Genomic DNA, 15674 nt, shown 5'->3' with positions numbered 1-15674 from the left:
GAAGCGCACGGACCAAAGGAACGTGTTTTGGGACAGGCTCGTGTGGGCGCTGGATCAGTGTTCGGACCAGGATGCAGATATCTACTCCGTGAACATGGGCATGGTGGTGTTGACATCTTTAGCCAAGGATTCCTTGATGACGGCCGAAGACATCGAAATGATCGAGCAAGTCAACGACATTGTGGTAGACCGATTCTCGGGCATTCCTCCGGAGGAGGATGAAGAGTCAACTGACCCAGAAGCTACTCCAAGGCAGCAATGACCATGTGTAGAGTGGATGTGCACAGGAGGACGGTGTATCCCATGGCGACGACAAGAAAATTTTCCGCTTCTGGTCGTAACGCGCGCCCACGAACAACGGTAAGAACCGACAACGCCGCTCGTACGGGCAAGGTCATTACGTACAGCGCCAAGCAGCAGCAACAGCTCCTGAGGCAATCGAAGAAGCTGCAAAAAGTGCTTGATGAGCGAAAAAAAGAACTCGGCGTGGCCTGAGTCGAACTACTCGATAAAACCCCGCTACCCTCATCCACTCTTCTTCCCCACGAACCGATCCACGCGCTGCACCGTGTCCGGGTGCCCGGACAGTTCCGTGATGCTCGCGGATTCGTGACGCAAGTGCTCCTCGTACCCGTTCAGCGCGGCAGCCCGCAGCAACCTCTTAGTGGGCCCGTAGGTCTGCACCGCCCCGCCCAGGAACCGGTCCTCGACTTCGGTAAGGCGTTGCCCGAACGACGCCGCCTCGGTCACCTCGTTAGCGATCGCCCAGTTCACGGCGTCGGCACCGCTCAGTATTCGGCCATTGAGCGCCAGATCGATAGCACGTTGATGACCCACCGCGCGGGGCAGCAGATATGCCACGCCGGTGTCCGGTGAGAGCCCCATCGAGGAATACGCCGCCAGCATGCTCGACCGATCGGACGCCAGCACCCAGTCGGAGTTCAACACCAGCCCGAGCCCCGCCCCGGCCGCCGTACCGTTGACGCCCGCAAGGATGAGAAGGCGCGAACGCATCATGGCCAACGCGACGTCGTGGGCGGCGTCGGCGAGGGAACGCAGGAACGCGGGGCGGTCGACGGCCTCGTAGGACGCCATGCTCGTCACGTCCCCGCCGGCGCAGAAGAACCGGCCCTCGCCCGTCAGGGTGAGCACGTGAACGTCCGGGTCGGACTCGGCGTCGCGCAGGGCGGCCAGCACCCCTCGTGCCATGTCGAGAGTGAGGGCATTGCCGTCCGCGGGCCGGTTCAAGATGAGCCGAACCACGCCGGGGCGACGTTCGACCCGGACGGCTGAGGGTGTGTTCGTAAGGGTCATGGTGCTCCGTAGGTAGTGGTCACGCGAAGGCGCTGATGCCGGTGAGATCACGGCCCAGAATCAAGGCCTGGACGGACTCGGTGCCTTCGTAGGTGTGCAACGCTTCCACATCGCTCATGTGCCGGATCACGTGATTCTCGAGCAGGATCCCATTGCCTCCCAGCATGTCCCGCGCGACAGCGGCGATCCGGCGGGCCGCACGGGTGTTGTGATACTTGAGCATCGAGGCTTGGGCGGACCGCATGGTGCCCCCCGCCTGTAGGCGTGTCACGGCCACGCACTGCAACTGCATGTTGGTCAGTTCCGCGAGCATCTGGGCCAAACGCTCCTGCACCATTTGATGACCGGCCAGCGGCTTACCGAACTGGGTGCGTTGCGTTGAGTAGGACAGCGCCGCCTCGAACATTGATGTTGCGTGGCCCAGCGCGGACCACCCCACGTTCACACGGGTTTCCACCAGAGCGCGGGAGACGTCCTTGAACGAGTGCACGTCGGGTAGCTGCGCATCGGTGGGTACGCGCACGTTGCTCAGGGTGATTTCCGCCTGGTGAATGGCCCGCAACGCGCCCTTTCCCCGGATCACCTCTGCCGAGTATCCGGGCGTGGACTGTTCCAGAATGAAGCCCTTGACCTGGCCGTCCGCCTCATCGCGCGCCCACACGATGGTGATTCCGCCGGCCGCGCCGTTGCCGATCCACTTCTTGTGTCCGTTCACCACCCACTCGGATCCTTCGCGCCGGGCGGTGGTTTCCAGCGACACGGAATCGGACCCGTGGTGCGGTTCCGTCAACGCGAACCCACCCAGCAGATCGCCCCGGGCCACCGGTTCCAGATAGTTGGCCTTCTGTGCAGCACTGCCGAACAACACCAGGCTGCGCAGCACCAACCCACCCTGCACCGCCGCGGCTGCCGCCAGCGAACCGTCCGCGCGGGACATCTCCATGGTGACCAGCCCCGCCGCGAGCGGGGACATTCTCTGATGCCCGGGTATATCCAGTCCGTCGGTCAGCAGGTTCAGTTCGCCCGCCCGCCGGACCAGGTCCGTGGGGTACTCACCGCGGTCCCAATACTCGTTGACCAGGGGCAGGATCTGCGCGCCGTACTCGCGAGCCCGGTCCCAATGGGCTCGGTCGTCGTCACTGATGCCTTCGAGCACCGACAGGTAATCGGTACCCAGTGCCTCGGTCAGGTCATACCGCCGCGACGGCCCGGCGCTCACGCGCGATCTTCCGTGCTCGCGGTCCCGGTGCCGTCCTGGGAACGTTCCGCGCGCAGCTGGCGCTTGAGCAGCTTGCCGGACTGGTTGCGGGGCAGTTCCGCGACGAAGTCCACCCGCTTGGGCACCTTGTAGTCGGCGATCCGAGATTTCACGTGTGACCGCACCGTTTCGGGGGTCAGCGTGGTCCCCTCCTTGAGTACGATCACCGCCGTCACGGCCTCGATCCATCGCTCGTCCGGCAGCCCCACCACGGCGACCTCGGCCACCTCGGCCAACTCGTAAATACAGTCCTCGACCTCGCGCGGGGCCACGAGCACGCCACCGGTGTTGATCACGTCCTTGATCCGATCGACCACCTGGATGAACCCCTGCGCATCCCGGGTGACCTGGTCACCGGAGCGGAACCAGCCGTCCACGAATGCCTGCTCGGTGGCCTCCGGTTTGTTCCAGTACCCGGTCAGCAGTTGGGGGGAGCGGTACTGGATCTCACCGGGTTCACCGGGCGCGCCCAACGCACCTTCGGAGGTCACCACCCGGGCCTCCACATAGAACACGGGGCGCCCGCACGATGCCGGCCGCGCGTCATGCTCCTCCGGGCGCAGCACGGTGCACAGGGGACCCAGCTCGGACTGGCCGAAGCAGTTGTAGAAGCCGATCTTCGGATACCGCGAGCGCAACCGCTGCAGCACGGTCACCGGCATGATGGACGCGCCGTACTGGGCCTTGGTCAGCGACGAGAGGTCGCGGGTGTCCAGCTCGGGGGAATTGGCCAGGGGAACCCACACGGTGGGGGCCAGGAACAGCGAACCGATGTGTTCTTTCTCCACGAGCTCAAGGATCCGCGCGACGTCGGGCCTGGCGATCACGCGCACGGTGGCGCCCAATGTGAGGTAGGGCAACAGGAACACGTGCATTGCGGCCGAGTGGTAAAGCGGCATGGCAATCAGGGGCCGGTCCTCGGCCGTGAAATCCAGGGCAATGATCGAGGAAACGTACTCGGCGATCAGCGCGGCGTGCGTCATCATGGCACCCTTGGGCGCGGATGTGGTGCCGGAGGTGTACAGCAGTTGCAGCAGGTCACTTTCGTCCACTGGCACGTTGACCGGCTCCGACGACGCCGCCCGGTCCAGCGCCGTCTCCAGCAGCGAGACACCCTCGGATCGGGTGCCTGCGGACGGCTGCGGATCCGGGAACATGGACCACACATGTTCGACCTCCGGTGCCCGCCCGGAGCCGCGGACGTCATCGACCAGCGGCAACAACGCGTTATCGACCACGAGCAGGCTCGCCCCGGAATCCTCCAGGATGTAGGCCAACTCGTCACCTTTGAGTGCGAAGTTCACCGGTACATGCACCAGACCGGCCTGGGCACAGGCAAGGTACAGCAGCAGGTAAACATCAGAATTGGCGCCGTAGGCGGCAACCCGGGACCCCCGCGGCAACCCGGCATCGACCAGGCGGCGGGTGACGCGGTGGACCGCGTCGCCCAGTTCGGAATATGTCCAGCGCCGATCCTCGAACAGGACCGCGGTAGCCGGGCCGTTGCGGGTGACCGTGCGGCGCAGGAGTGCGCCCATCGTGTTGGACGTGGCCGTGGCCACCGCCGAATCGGTCTCGTGCTCCCGAGCTGATGCATTCATGACGGACGGGTCCTTTCGGAGGAAATCGGGTGGCTCAGAGACGTTCGATGATGGTGACGTTGGCCTGACCGCCGCCTTCGCACATGGTCTGCAGCCCCCATTGGGCGTCCCGGCGCTCGAGTTCGTGCAGCAGTGACGTCATGAGCCGCGCACCGGTGGCGCCGATGGGGTGGCCCAGGGCAATCGCCCCGCCGTTCACATTGACCGTGGACATGTCCGCACCGGTTTCGCGTTGCCACGCGAGCACCACCGCGGCAAAGGCCTCGTTGATCTCGATCAGGTCCATGTCGGCCAAGCGCATGCCCGTGCGCTCCAGGGCGTACCGGGTCGCGGCAATGGGTGCGGACAGCATCATGATCGGATCAGCACCGCGGGCCGACACATGGTGGATGCGGGCTCGCGGGCTGAGTCCGTACTTCGCCACGGCGCGTTCGGAGGCAATCAACAAAACCGCAGCGCCGTCGGACATCTGAGACGCGGTACCCGCCGTGTGCAGACCACCATCCACGATCGGTTGCAGGGATCGGAGTTTCTCGAGGTCGGGTTCGCGCGGACCCTGATCCTCGGACAACCCGGCCAGCGGCAGGATCTCCCGATCGAAATACCCCTCTCGCTGGGCGGCCAGTGCGCGCTCGTGGGATTGCACGGCAAAGGCCTCGAGCTCCTCACGCGTGAGACCCCAGCGATGGGCCATCATTTCCGCGCCCCGGAACTGGGAGACCTCTTGATCCCCGTACCGTTCGGCCCAGCCGTTGGAACCGGTGAAGGGGTCCGGAAACCCGAATTTCTGGGCGGCCGCGTTGGAGTAGGAAAGCGGAATGCTGGACATCGACTGCACGCCACCGGCCACCACCAGCTCGCTCGTGCCGCTCATCACCGCCTGCGCCGCGTAGCTGATGGCCTGTTGCCCCGAGCCACACTGCCTTTCAATGGTGCTGCCGGGAACCGCCTGGGACAGCCCCGCCGCGAGCCACGCGTTGCGGGCAATGTCCATGGACTGTGGGCCCAGCTGGTCGATGCACCCCAGGATCACCTCGTCGTACTCCTGGGAATCAATGCCCTGCCGGGTGACCAGCTCCTTCAGTGGCGCGGCGGCCAGATCGAGCGGATGAACTTCCGCGAGTCCCTTGCCCCGGCGCCCCACGGGGGTGCGGACGGCATCAACGATGTAGGCCTCAGCCATGAAAAATTCTCCGAACGGTCGATCGAGCAGGGGCGGATGTCATCAGGACGACGTCAGCGCGGGGCCATGCGCAGGGCGCCGTCCATGCGCAGCGTGGTGCCGTTGAGGTAGTCGTTGTCCACGAACGTGGTCACGATCTGCGCGAATTCGGAGGGGCGGCCCAGCCTGTGGGGGAACGGAACACCGGCGGCCAGACCCGCGCGGTACTCCTCGCTGACCGTGGCCAGCATGGGGGTTTCCACGATGCCCGGTGCCACGGTGTTCACGCGGATACCCAGGCTTGCCAGGTCACGCGCGGCGGCGATCGTCAAACTGTGCACACCGCCTTTGGACGCCGCGTAGGCCGCCTGACCCACCTGGCCCTCGAAGGCCGCCACGGAGGCGGTGTTCACGATCACCCCGCGTTGGCCGTCCTCGTCCACGGGATCGTTGGCCGCCATGGCTTCCGCGGCCAAGGTCAGGACGTTGAAGGTGCCGATCAGATTCACCCGGATCACGGTCTCGAACAGTCCCAGATCATGCGGGCCCTTCTTGCCCAGGATGCGGGCGGAGGGCCCGATGCCAGCGCAATTGACCACCGTTCGCAAGGGGCCGTTCGCGACCGCGGCACTCACGGCGGCGCGCACTTGATCGGGTTCGGTGACGTCCGTGGCGTGATAGGTCACGCCCGCGACCTCGGGAGCCTTCTCCACGCCCGCGGGCAGGTCCAGACCCACCACGCGCACGCCACGGGTGGCCAGCGCCGCGGCGGTCGCGGCGCCCAGGCCCGAGGCCGCGCCGGTCACCAGGGCAGAAGTGTTGGAGACATCCATGAAACGTTCCTTTCGGTGAGGTGCTTTAGTAGGATGCCCAACTATTCAAGTGTTGTCCAGGTCACACGTGATGCGCCCGTGGGAACATGCTGGACGGGCCTCGTGCTCACAGGTCATGGACGGCCGGATTCAGTGTTCGCTGTGCACAAACTCCCAGCTCCGGGTGACGCGTCACTGCTACCCTTGTTGCACAGCCCGTATACGTCATGAAAGGACGCACCCATGGCCGGTGGAAACCCGCTCCTGCGCGACTTCAACAAGAAAAGCGCGCGACAAGGCGCGCCCGGTTCCTACCAGGATCCGCGTTACTCGCCCGAACACCTCGAGCAGATGTACAACGCCCCGGCGGCTGGCCCCGCCCAGACCGGACGGATGAGCTACGACGACGTCGTGATGCGCACCGGCGTGCTGCTGGTCTGCATTGTCGTGACCGGTGTTCTCGGTTGGATGATGCCCATCCTCGCGCTGCCCGGCGCCCTGATCGGTCTGGTCCTCGGTTTGGTCAACGCGTTCAAGCGCGAGCCCAGCCCGGTGCTGATCATTGCGTACGCCCTGGCCGAAGGCCTGTTCCTGGGTGGCATTTCCGGCATGTTCGAGGCCACCTACCCGGGCATCGTGATCCAGGCCGTCATGGGTACCGTCGCGGTATTCGTGTCCGTGCTGGTGCTCTACAAGGTGGGTGTGCTGCGTTCCTCGCCGCGCGTGACCAAGATCTTCATGGTCGCCATCATGGCGTACGCGTTGTTCGCGCTCATCAACCTGGGCACCTCGCTCCTCGGCGGCTTCAACATGCGCTACGACGTCACCCTGTTCGGCATCCCCCTGGGGCTTATCGTGGGCGCATTGGCCATTCTGTTGGCCGCCTACAGCTTTGTGCTGGACTTCGAGAACATCACCGACGGCGTGCGCCGCGGCATCCCGGAGAAGGCCGCATGGTCGGCCGCATTCGGTTTGACCGTGACCCTGATTTGGGCCTACGTGGAGATCCTGCGCGTGATCGCCATCATCCGGAGCATGTCCGAGTAATCCGCTTCGCGCTCGACCGGAGCAACTGACCGCGCCGCGGGCCTCGCGTTATCAACGCAAGGCCCGCGGCGTCGTCGTAGCCTCGGTGCCCTGGGCCCTAGATATAGGTGATCTCGAGATCCCGGGGCGGTAGGTTAATGGCTCGATCGGGTGCCGAGTCGTGTGCCGGGCGGCCCACGAACAGCCAGCCGAGGATCTCCTCGTTCTCAGCCAAGCGATAGAAATCACGCAGCATCTGGTCGTCGCTGGGAGTGCGCCGAGACCACACGGTGGCCCAGCCTTGCGCGTAGAAGGCGGCTTCCAACAGACCCCGAATCGAGTATGCGTCAAAGCGTTGGGCTTTCTTGGAGGTCTCGGATTCGGGATCGAACCGGAAGATGATGGCCAGCCCGGCCCCGCCCGTGGACGCCCACTGCAGACTGCCGCGGTAGGCCGCCAACCGACGGATTTTCTTTCCCTTGAGCCGCGGAATGGGGCCATCCATGGTGGGAACCGACGTCAACCCGGCCATGGCCGCGGCTAGGTCCGATGCCGACTGACGATTGGTCACGGCCACCCGCCACGGGGTGAGTGAATCGTCGAACCGGGCGCCCGCCACCGCGCGGAGCACGGACTCCAATTCTGGGCGTCTGGGCGCTTCCTGCGTGAGGGCACTTGCGGGGCGGCGCTGGGCCAGGACACGGAGCAAGGTGGCGGACATACCCACCATTTTTGCACCACTTGACAGTGACCTGTGAAATAAAGAATTCTCGGGCGGGCGTGCCATGATGTAACCATGTCTTCAACCGTGCCTATGTCACAGGAGCATTCTCAACAGGACCGCTCCGAGCATGATTCCGTGCCGGTTTCGAACCCCGACCGTCACGGTCGTGACATGGTCTCCGCTCCGGTGCGCATTGCCGCCGCGTGGTCATGGCGTGTCATTCTGGTGGTCGCGGCCATCGGACTGGCGGGCTGGCTCGTGTCCAAGATTTCCACCGTCCTCATCCCGGTGGCCATTGCGGCGCTGTTGGCGGGTCTGCTGAGTCCCGCCGTCAAGTGGCTGCGTTCCAAGCATGTGCCCAGCGGGCTGGCAGCAGCCATTGTCGAGGTCGGTCTCATCGCTCTGGTGCTCGGCCTGCTGACCCTGGCCGGCCAGCAAATGATTGCCGGTTTCGCCCAGCTTTCGGACAGCGCGGTGGGTGGCTTCCAGAAGCTCATCGGCATGCTCGAGGACAGCCGCCTCAACGTCTCCACCGACACCGTTAATCAGTGGTTCGGTGAGATCGGCAGCGCCCTGCAGGAGAACTCGCAGGCTATTCTGTCCGGGGCCATGACCTTCGGCTCCACCGCGGGCAACATTCTGACCGGCATCGTCATCATGTTGTTCGTGCTGCTGTTCTTCCTCATGCAGGGCGAGTCGATTTGGCTGTTCATGGTCAAACTGTTCCCGCACCGCGCCCGCGCTGCCGTCAACGGTGCCGGTCGTAAGGGTTGGGTATCCCTCGCCCAGTACGTACGCATCCAGGTGTTCGTGGCGTTCGTCGACGCCGTCGGCATCGGTTTGGGTGCCTTCCTCCTGGGCGTCCCGCTGGCGCTACCCATTGGCGTGTTGGTCTTCCTGGCCTCGTTCATCCCCATCGTCGGTGCCGTTGCCACCGGCATCATTGCCGTCCTGGTCGCGTTGGTGGCCAATGGCCTGGGTGTTGCCCTGGCCATGTTGGGTGTCGTGCTGCTGGTTCAGCAGATCGAGTCGAACGTGCTGCAGCCGCTGGTCATGGGCAAGGCTGTTTCCCTGCACCCCGTGGCAGTCTTCCTGGCCGTGGCCTCAGGTGCCGTGCTGTACGGCATTGTGGGCGCGCTGTTCGCTGTCCCCCTGTTGGCGATCCTGAACACGATCGTGCGATACCTGTCTTCCCGTGCATGGGAACAGGATGACCAAATCGCGTGGACCCCCTTCATGTATCCGTGGGAGATCAAGAAGGAAGCCAAGAAGCAGGACCTGACGCGCGAGCAGGTCATGGAGCAGCTCCAGCGATTCCGACTCAAGCGCCATAAGGACCGCGAATTGGAAGAGCTCAAGCGCGAGGAAAAACACAAGAAGGACACCGAGCACGACGCCACCATTAACCAGGACAGCGTGAATCGCGCATAGTCGCGGGACGAAACAGCGTCCGAACGGGTAATAGCATGGAACGCGGCGCCCTTGAACGAGGGCGCCGCGTTTTGGTACGGCAGCGCATAGACCGCGGCTGACCAACCGATACGGTGACCGCCCGCGTGCGGCGCGCAGTGCAGAGTGAAAGAAGTGTGAAGTGGGCCTCAACGAAATGCCGGTGACCGCGGCGGATGTCGAACGTGCCTCGCACATGTTGGAAGACGTCATTGAGCGAACGCCCGTGGCGCACTCACGAGCGCTGTCCCGCATGCTCGGCTCCGAAGTCCACATCAAGTGCGAGAATCTGCAGCGTGCCGGGTCCTTCAAGATCCGCGGCGCGTACATCCGGATGGCCGGGCTCTCCGAGGAGGACAAAGCGCGGGGCGTGGTGGCGGCGTCGGCGGGTAACCACGCGCAAGGTGTGGCGCTGGCCGCCAACAAGCTGGGTATCAAGGCGCGGATCTACATGCCGTTGGGCGCGGCGCTGCCCAAGGTCGCGGCCACCCAGGACCACGGAGCCGAGGTCGTGCTGTTCGGCAGTACCGTGGACCAGGCCCTGACCGAGGCTCAACGGTACGCGGAAGAAACGGGTGCGGTGTTCGTGCACCCCTTCGATCACCCGGCCATCATTGCCGGACAGGGCACCCTGGGGCTGGAGATCGTGGATCAGGTCCCGGACGTCGACACCATCATTGCCGGCGTGGGCGGGGGAGGTTTGTTGGCCGGGCTGTCCGTGGCCGTGAAAGCCAAGGCGAAGGAACTGGGACGGGACATTCGTCTGATTGGTGTGCAGGCGGAAAACGCCGCCGCCTACCCGCCGTCACTGGCCGGGGACGCGCTCGTGACGCTCAGCAAGGTGTCCACCATTGCCGATGGCATTGCGGTGGGCCGCCCCGGTCAGCTGCCGTTCCAGATCATTAAGGAACTCGCGGACGACGTGACCACGGTCAGTGAGGACTCACTGGCTCAAGCGCTCATCTTCATGCTGGAACGCAACAAGATGGTCGTGGAACCCGCCGGCGCCGTGGGTGTGGCCGCCATTCTGGAAGGCCGGCTCAAGGAGTCCTACGGGGATCTGGGCAACACGGTGGTGTTGCTGTCCGGCGGCAACATCGACCCCATGCTCATGCTCAAGGTGATCCAGCGCGGTCTGTCCGCGGCAGGCCGGTACATGACCATCAAGATGATGCTCACCGACCGCCCCGGTGAGCTGGCCCTGATCTCGCGGATCATCGCGGACATGGACGCCAACGTGACCGGAGTGGATCACACGCGCATCGGCGGTTCGCTGTCCATGGGGGACGTCTCCATCACCATTGACATGGAGACCAAGGGCCACGCCCACTGCGACAAGGTCATCGACGCGCTGGAGGCTCAGGGCTTCCGGCCCGTGGTGGTGCACTGACCCACACGGATGGGCGAGCAGCGCCGCGCATCGGGTGTCAGCGGCGTCGTCCACCCCGCGCGGTGAAATACGTGAGGAAGGCAACGACGAACGTTGCGAACCACAGGATGTTACGCAGACCGCCCGTGGCGTTGAGCTCCGGGTTCGACTGGCCTAAGAAGTGCACGACGATTGCGGAGACGGCCAGCAGCGCGGTCAGGGCGATCAGCGGCACGGTCCATGTGGTGGGTTGACGGTTCCAGTGGGTAACCACGAATGCTCCTGGGCTCGGGAAATCAGGGGATTGACGTGACAATGACCGAGGGCCGCCCTCGGATGGTGAGAGCGGCCCCGGATCATGACTGCGAGTGGGTCAGTTGTTGAACGGCTTGGCGTCCAGGACCTTGACCTTGATGTCCTTGCCGTTGGGAGCCTTGTACGTCAGCTCGTCGCCCACCTTGTGGCCGCTGATCGCCGCGCCCATGGGGGAGCGTTCGGAGAACACCTCGATGTCCTCACCGCCAGTCAGGTCCTCGGCGACCTCGCGGGAGCCGATCAGGAAGGTCATCTCGTCCCCGGCGATGTCCGCGGTGACCACCATGCCGGCCTCGATCACGCCGTCGTCCGCGGGGGCCTCGCCCACCTGAGCATTATCCAGCAACTGGGTCAGCTGGTTGATGCGACCCTCGTTCTTGCCCTGCTCTTCGCGGGCAGCGTGGTAACCGCCGTTCTCCTTGAGGTCTCCCTCGGAGCGGGCCTGTTCGATACGATCAACGATTTCCTGACGGTACGGCCCGGAAAGGTGGTCGAGCTCCTTCTTGAGTCGATCGTATGCTTCCTGGGTCAGCCAGGCGCCCTCGTTTGTAGCCACGCTATCTCCGTTCTCGGGTGCCCACCGGTGTGGTGAGCACGTGTGAAAAACCCCGCCCCGGTGGTGAGCCGTAGCGGCTCGCTGCCCATCCGGTCGGGGATCGTACAAACTTTCTATACCCCAGTGTAAGTGAGGCCACGGTCCGGGCTCAAAAGCAGCCGCGTCACGCGACGGCGCGGGACCGTGATCAGTCCACGCTCCAGCAGGAATCCACGCCCACGGAATTGGCCTCGTTGGTGGTGCGCACGGGCACCCGGTGCGTGCTGGTGCGGCCGTTGAGTTCCTCGGGGGCCACCTCGCCGATGGTCACTTCATTCCACCCGACAATCGCGTACTGCTCGTTGAGCGCGCGCACCGCACACGTGACCGTCTGGTCCGGGTCCTTGGTGAGGTCGAAGTCCGCGTACGTGTGGCCGGCGTCCTGCACCCGGAAGCTGACGTCCTTGGCGGCCGGCGCGCTGGACTGACCCTGCACGATCCACACGACGAACAGCGCCGAGAGCACCGTGGCGATCACGGCAATGATCACCCATCCCCGGTAGGAAGGTCCGCGCCGGCCGCGTGCGGACACCGGGCCGCGCCCGGTGCCATAGCGTTGCGCCAGGACATCGCCCGAGGCGGATCCTGATGCGGGGGTGGAAGAACTCATGGCACCACTGTATCCAGTGCGGGTTGGGATCCCCTGAGAATGCGTGGTGCGGGTGACGGACCCGACAGCATTAACCGAGGTACGGGCGTAAGATACCGGGGATTGTGTTTTGTCCGAACCCACCCTGGAGGCTCCCGTTCCGTGACGGATTATTCGAAACTCCGGCTCTTGGCCATTCACGCCCATCCGGATGACGAGTCCAGCAAGGGCGCGGCGACCATGGCTCACTACGTGGGCCTGGGCGCTCGCGTCATGGTGGCCACGTGCACCGGTGGCGAGCAGGGCTCCATCCTGAATGCCCAGATGGCGGGTGTGCCGTGGGCCGAGCGTGACCTGCCGGGGTTGCGCCGTGAGGAAATGGCGCAGGCCGCCCAGGCCCTGAACGTCGAGCACCGCTGGGTCGGATTCGCGGATTCCGGTTTGCCCGAGGGCGACCCGTTGCCCCCGTTGCCCGAGGGATGCTTTGCGTTGCAGCCGCTCGAGCGTGCGGCCGCACCACTGGTGCAGCTGGTGCGCGAGTTCCGCCCGCACGTGATTCTGACCTACGACGAGAACGGCGGCTACCCGCACCCGGATCACATCCAGACGCACAACGTGTCCATGGAGGCCTACCGCAAGGCCGGTGATCCGGATGCGTACCCGGGAACGGGCGAGCCCTGGACCCCGCTCAAGGTCTACTACGACCGCGCATTCAACGTGGAGCGGTTCATCGCCCTGCACGAGGCCTTGGAGGAACGCGGTTTCCAGTCCCCGTACGCGGAGCGCATTGCCGCCCTACAGGAGACCGATCCCGAGGGTCACCGCCCGCCGGTACCCCGTCATGAAACCACCACCAAGATCGAGTGCCCGGAAACCTTCTCCGCTCGAGACGACGCCCTGCGCTGCCACCGAACCCAGGTGGACCCGGACGGCCCGTTCTTCGCCGTGTCCTCGGACATGCAAGCCGAGGTCTGGCCGTGGGAGGACTACTCCCTGGCGGATGCGCGCGTGGAGATCTCCGTTCCCGAGACCGACTTGTTCGCGGGTATCGACCCGGACGCCCGGACAACTTCCCCTCGAAAGGCGTAACCAGTCGTGAACATGTTGACCACCGCGCTGCTCCGAGCCGCCACGGACAATCCCGCGGGTGATCTCAAGCCCGGGCTGGAGCCCAGCCAGGTGTCACCCGGACTTGCGGGTTTCCTGGCCACGTTCTTCCTGGTGGCGGCCGTGATCCTCCTGATCCTGGACTTCAACCGCCGCAATCGTCGACTGCGGTACCGGGCCCAGTACGCCGAGCAACGCGCCGCGGAGGACGGCCTGGGCGGTTACGCGCACACATCCGACACGACGTCTCCGGTCACCACAAACGCCGACGACGCCGCTCGTTCACCCGAACCTCGTACCGCACCCGATGCGGGCCGGGACCCACGCGGCGGAAGTTCTGCCCCCCGAGACTGAGTGCTGAAGTAGGTGCGGAGCGGGTCCGTCCGGGTTCTGAGAACATGGTTTTCGGACCCGGTGCGGACCCATTTCCATGTCCACCCCCTTATGCGTGTGAGGGGCTCGTGGCATCGTGGAGCCATGACCAACCGGCTCGCGCATTCCACCAGCCCCTATTTGCTGCAGCACGCCCAGAACCCCGTGGACTGGTGGGAGTTCGAGCCCGCGGCCTTTGCGCAGGCCCGCTCCCGGGATGTGCCCGTGTTACTTTCCGTGGGTTACGCCGCGTGCCACTGGTGCCACGTGATGGCCCACGAGTCATTCGAGGACCCCGCGGTGGGGGAGTACATCAACGAGCACTTCGTGGCTCTCAAGGTGGACCGCGAACAACGCCCGGACGTTGATGCCCTGTACATGTCCGCAACCCAGCTGCTCACCCAGCAGGGCGGTTGGCCCATGACGGTTTTCCTCACACCGCAGGGCCAGGCGTTCCATGCGGGCACCTATTACCCGCCGCGCCCCGTGCAGGGCAGACCCTCGTTCATGCAGGTGCTCCACGCGGTCAACGACGCGTGGGTCGAGCGCCGTGAGCAGGTGATGGACGGCGCACAATCGGTCACGGACGCACTGCAACGTCACCCGGAAGCCGTCGCGTCCATGCTCGGAACGGACCGGCACACCGCCGAGCCGGTGCAGGTGGAAGTTCCGGACCCCGCGGGGGACATCGACGAGCAGGAAGCGCAGCTGATCGGGCCGTGGCTGGACGCCCTGGAAGTAGCCCGGGACTCCACGCACGAGGGCTTCGGCAACGGTCCCAAGTTCCCGCCCTCGCCCATGCTCGAAGCCGCTCTTCTCATATCCTCGCGCGACGGTCGCGATTCAGCTCGGGCCGCTGAGCTTCTCACCGCTACGCTGGACGCCATGGTCACTGGCGCCCTGCACGATCATGTGGGCGGCGGGTTCTTCCGGTACTCGGTGACTGCTGACTGGTCCCTACCGCATTACGAGAAGATGCTTTACGACAACGCCCAGTTGCTGCGGGTTCTGGCCCACACCGCCCGGCATCTGGGCAAACGCGGTACCGATCCGGTGCGTGCCGCTCGTTACCGCAACGCGGCTCAGGGCATCGTGACCTGGCTGGTGCGCGAAATGATCACCGAACAAGGCGCGATTGCTGCCTCCCTCGATGCGGACAGTGAGCCTTCCACACCGGGTGCTGAGCGTGAAGGTGCGTATTACACGTTCTCCTTCGACGATGTCACCGAACCGCAGCCCGCCGTGGCCGGCTGGGGCGAGTCCGGGGCCGTGAGCGGGATCCTGGACCGGACCGTGCGCGAGAGGTTGTGGGAGCAACGGGAACTGCGCACGCCTCCGCAACGCGATGACAAGGTCGTGACCGCGTGGAACGGTATGGCCATCGAGGCTCTCGCGGAGGCCGCGGTTCTGCTGGATCAACCGGCATGGTTGGAGACCGCCGAATGGGCTGCGGAGTTCTTGTGGACCCGCCACTGGAACCGGGACACCAAGACGCTGGCGCGCACGTCGCGGCAGGGCACCGTTGACCCGCATGACGGGCAATTGGAGGATTATGCGCGCGCGGGCCTGGCCCTGCTCGCGCTGTACCGGGCCACGGGGCTCGGGCAGTGGTACGCCCGCAGTCTGGAGCTGGCCGAGGTAACGGTTGAGAAGTTCATGCGCGGGGACACCCCCCTGGATTCGGCGGAGCCGGATGCGGTTCTGCTCACCGCGGGTGCCACGGGACAGGCGGACCCGTTCGACGGCGTCGCGGCGTCGGCCCAGTCGTGCCTGGCGCGGTGGCTCGTGCTCCTCGGGCAGCCGGAGGTGGCCGGGCGTTCAAGCGACGAAGTGGTGGACGTGCTGGTGAAGCCGGCCCAGGGGTTGGTCACCCGTGCTGCCACGGCGGCCGGGGGTGCTCTTCATGCGTGGATGCTGCGCCTTCAACCGCCGGCGCTGCTCGAAGTGGTGCACGCGAGCGAGGACGAATGGAATCGGGTGC

17 protein-coding genes are annotated in these 15674 nt (G+C 65.2%); 8 read left to right on the top strand and 9 right to left on the bottom strand.

Features of this window, described 5'->3' with window-relative positions:
- A partial coding sequence (locus Q4E95_RS06620; protein WP_303382565.1) for a hypothetical protein occupies positions 1–262 on the top strand: 262 nt, incomplete at its 5' end.
- A 41-nt stretch (positions 263–303) separates the two neighbouring features.
- Positions 304–495 carry a hypothetical protein gene (locus tag Q4E95_RS06615; RefSeq protein WP_303382564.1) on the top strand — a complete coding sequence of 64 codons (192 nt, stop codon included), beginning with the start codon at positions 304–306 and terminating at the stop codon, positions 493–495.
- Positions 496–525: 30 nt separating this feature from the next.
- On the opposite strand, the gene Q4E95_RS06610 is transcribed toward Q4E95_RS06615, so the two are convergent.
- The 5 genes from Q4E95_RS06610 to Q4E95_RS06590 are packed head-to-tail and all read right to left on the bottom strand — an operon-like array spanning position 526 to position 6168.
- Positions 526–1314, bottom strand: a complete 789-nt coding sequence (locus Q4E95_RS06610; protein ID WP_303382563.1) for an enoyl-CoA hydratase/isomerase family protein — start codon at positions 1312–1314, stop codon at positions 526–528.
- Positions 1315–1333: 19 nt separating this feature from the next.
- Positions 1334–2533, bottom strand: coding sequence for an acyl-CoA dehydrogenase family protein (locus tag Q4E95_RS06605; protein ID WP_303382562.1), 1200 nt, complete (start codon positions 2531–2533; stop codon positions 1334–1336).
- Complete coding sequence (locus Q4E95_RS06600) at positions 2530–4173, bottom strand: fatty acyl-CoA synthetase (protein ID WP_303382561.1); 1644 nt, start codon at positions 4171–4173, stop codon at positions 2530–2532. Before Q4E95_RS06600 ends, Q4E95_RS06605 begins: the two co-directional genes overlap by 4 nt.
- Positions 4174–4207: 34 nt before the next feature.
- The gene (locus Q4E95_RS06595) at positions 4208–5356 is read right to left on the bottom strand and encodes an acetyl-CoA C-acetyltransferase (RefSeq protein ID WP_303382560.1); all 1149 of its coding nucleotides are present in this window, start codon (positions 5354–5356) and stop codon (positions 4208–4210) included.
- Positions 5357–5409: 53 nt separating this feature from the next.
- A complete protein-coding gene (locus tag Q4E95_RS06590; protein ID WP_303382559.1) occupies positions 5410–6168 on the bottom strand; it encodes an SDR family NAD(P)-dependent oxidoreductase in 759 nt (252 codons plus the stop codon).
- A 222-nt stretch (positions 6169–6390) separates the two neighbouring features.
- Between Q4E95_RS06590 and Q4E95_RS06585 the strand changes: the two genes are divergently transcribed.
- Complete coding sequence (locus tag Q4E95_RS06585; protein WP_303382558.1) at positions 6391–7194, top strand: Bax inhibitor-1/YccA family protein; 804 nt, start codon at positions 6391–6393, stop codon at positions 7192–7194.
- Between the two features lie 97 nt (positions 7195–7291).
- Here Q4E95_RS06585 and Q4E95_RS06580 read toward each other — a convergent pair whose 3' ends face one another.
- A complete protein-coding gene (locus tag Q4E95_RS06580; protein ID WP_303382557.1) occupies positions 7292–7894 on the bottom strand; it encodes a hypothetical protein in 603 nt (200 codons plus the stop codon).
- 75 nt (positions 7895–7969) lie between these two features.
- Here Q4E95_RS06580 and Q4E95_RS06575 point away from each other — a divergent pair, with 75 nt between their 5' ends.
- Entirely contained in the window at positions 7970–9328 is a 1359-nt protein-coding gene (locus tag Q4E95_RS06575) for an AI-2E family transporter (RefSeq protein ID WP_303382556.1), read from the top strand.
- Between the two features lie 175 nt (positions 9329–9503).
- Positions 9504–10736 carry a threonine ammonia-lyase gene (ilvA, locus tag Q4E95_RS06570; RefSeq protein WP_303382567.1) on the top strand — a complete coding sequence of 411 codons (1233 nt, stop codon included), beginning with the start codon at positions 9504–9506 and terminating at the stop codon, positions 10734–10736.
- Positions 10737–10773: 37 nt separating this feature from the next.
- On the opposite strand, the gene Q4E95_RS06565 is transcribed toward ilvA, so the two are convergent.
- The 3 genes from Q4E95_RS06565 to Q4E95_RS06555 all read right to left on the bottom strand — a co-directional run bounded on the left by Q4E95_RS06565 (position 10774) and on the right by Q4E95_RS06555 (position 12235).
- A complete protein-coding gene (locus Q4E95_RS06565) occupies positions 10774–10989 on the bottom strand; it encodes a hypothetical protein (RefSeq protein WP_303382555.1) in 216 nt (71 codons plus the stop codon).
- A gap of 99 nt (positions 10990–11088) precedes the next feature.
- Positions 11089–11586: a transcription elongation factor GreA gene (greA, locus tag Q4E95_RS06560; protein WP_303382554.1), complete on the bottom strand. Its 498-nt coding sequence runs from the start codon at positions 11584–11586 to the stop codon at positions 11089–11091.
- 187 nt (positions 11587–11773) lie between these two features.
- Entirely contained in the window at positions 11774–12235 is a 462-nt protein-coding gene (locus Q4E95_RS06555; RefSeq protein WP_303382553.1) for a DUF4307 domain-containing protein, read from the bottom strand.
- Positions 12236–12376: 141 nt separating this feature from the next.
- Between Q4E95_RS06555 and mca the strand changes: the two genes are divergently transcribed.
- From mca to Q4E95_RS06540, 3 genes are all read left to right on the top strand, one after another.
- Positions 12377–13303 (top strand): mycothiol conjugate amidase Mca, encoded by a 927-nt coding sequence (mca, locus tag Q4E95_RS06550; RefSeq protein WP_303382552.1) that lies wholly within the window; start codon positions 12377–12379, stop codon positions 13301–13303.
- Positions 13304–13315: 12 nt separating this feature from the next.
- Positions 13316–13675: a hypothetical protein gene (locus Q4E95_RS06545; RefSeq protein WP_303382566.1), complete on the top strand. Its 360-nt coding sequence runs from the start codon at positions 13316–13318 to the stop codon at positions 13673–13675.
- 123 nt (positions 13676–13798) lie between these two features.
- Positions 13799–15674 (top strand): thioredoxin domain-containing protein (locus tag Q4E95_RS06540; protein ID WP_303382551.1); only part of this gene is annotated, 1876 nt, incomplete at its 3' end.

The sequence above is a fragment of the Kocuria sp. genome, from assembly GCF_030536815.1.
Taxonomy (GTDB): domain Bacteria; phylum Actinomycetota; class Actinomycetes; order Actinomycetales; family Micrococcaceae; genus Kocuria; species Kocuria gwangalliensis.
Note: the sequence above shows the minus strand (reverse complement) of the source record. Positions and strands in the feature narration are given on the sequence as shown.

Bases quoted from the DNA above. Each gene is read 5' to 3' on its own strand.
- Q4E95_RS06580 (WP_303382557.1), bottom strand. From the start codon at position 7,894: ATGTCCGCCACCTTGCTCCGTGTCCTGGCCCAGCGCCGCCCCGCAAGT.
- Q4E95_RS06595 (WP_303382560.1), bottom strand. From the start codon at position 5,356: ATGGCTGAGGCCTACATCGTTGATGCCGTCCGCACCCCCGTGGGGCGC.
- Q4E95_RS06585 (WP_303382558.1), top strand. From the start codon at position 6,391: ATGGCCGGTGGAAACCCGCTCCTGCGCGACTTCAACAAGAAAAGCGCG.
- Q4E95_RS06600 (WP_303382561.1), bottom strand. From the start codon at position 4,173: ATGAATGCATCAGCTCGGGAGCACGAGACCGATTCGGCGGTGGCCACG.
- Q4E95_RS06615 (WP_303382564.1), top strand. From the start codon at position 304: ATGGCGACGACAAGAAAATTTTCCGCTTCTGGTCGTAACGCGCGCCCA.
- Q4E95_RS06545 (WP_303382566.1), top strand. From the start codon at position 13,316: ATGTTGACCACCGCGCTGCTCCGAGCCGCCACGGACAATCCCGCGGGT.
- ilvA (WP_303382567.1), top strand. From the start codon at position 9,504: ATGCCGGTGACCGCGGCGGATGTCGAACGTGCCTCGCACATGTTGGAA.
- Q4E95_RS06575 (WP_303382556.1), top strand. From the start codon at position 7,970: ATGTCTTCAACCGTGCCTATGTCACAGGAGCATTCTCAACAGGACCGC.
- Q4E95_RS06555 (WP_303382553.1), bottom strand. From the start codon at position 12,235: ATGAGTTCTTCCACCCCCGCATCAGGATCCGCCTCGGGCGATGTCCTG.
- Q4E95_RS06590 (WP_303382559.1), bottom strand. From the start codon at position 6,168: ATGGATGTCTCCAACACTTCTGCCCTGGTGACCGGCGCGGCCTCGGGC.
- Q4E95_RS06610 (WP_303382563.1), bottom strand. From the start codon at position 1,314: ATGACCCTTACGAACACACCCTCAGCCGTCCGGGTCGAACGTCGCCCC.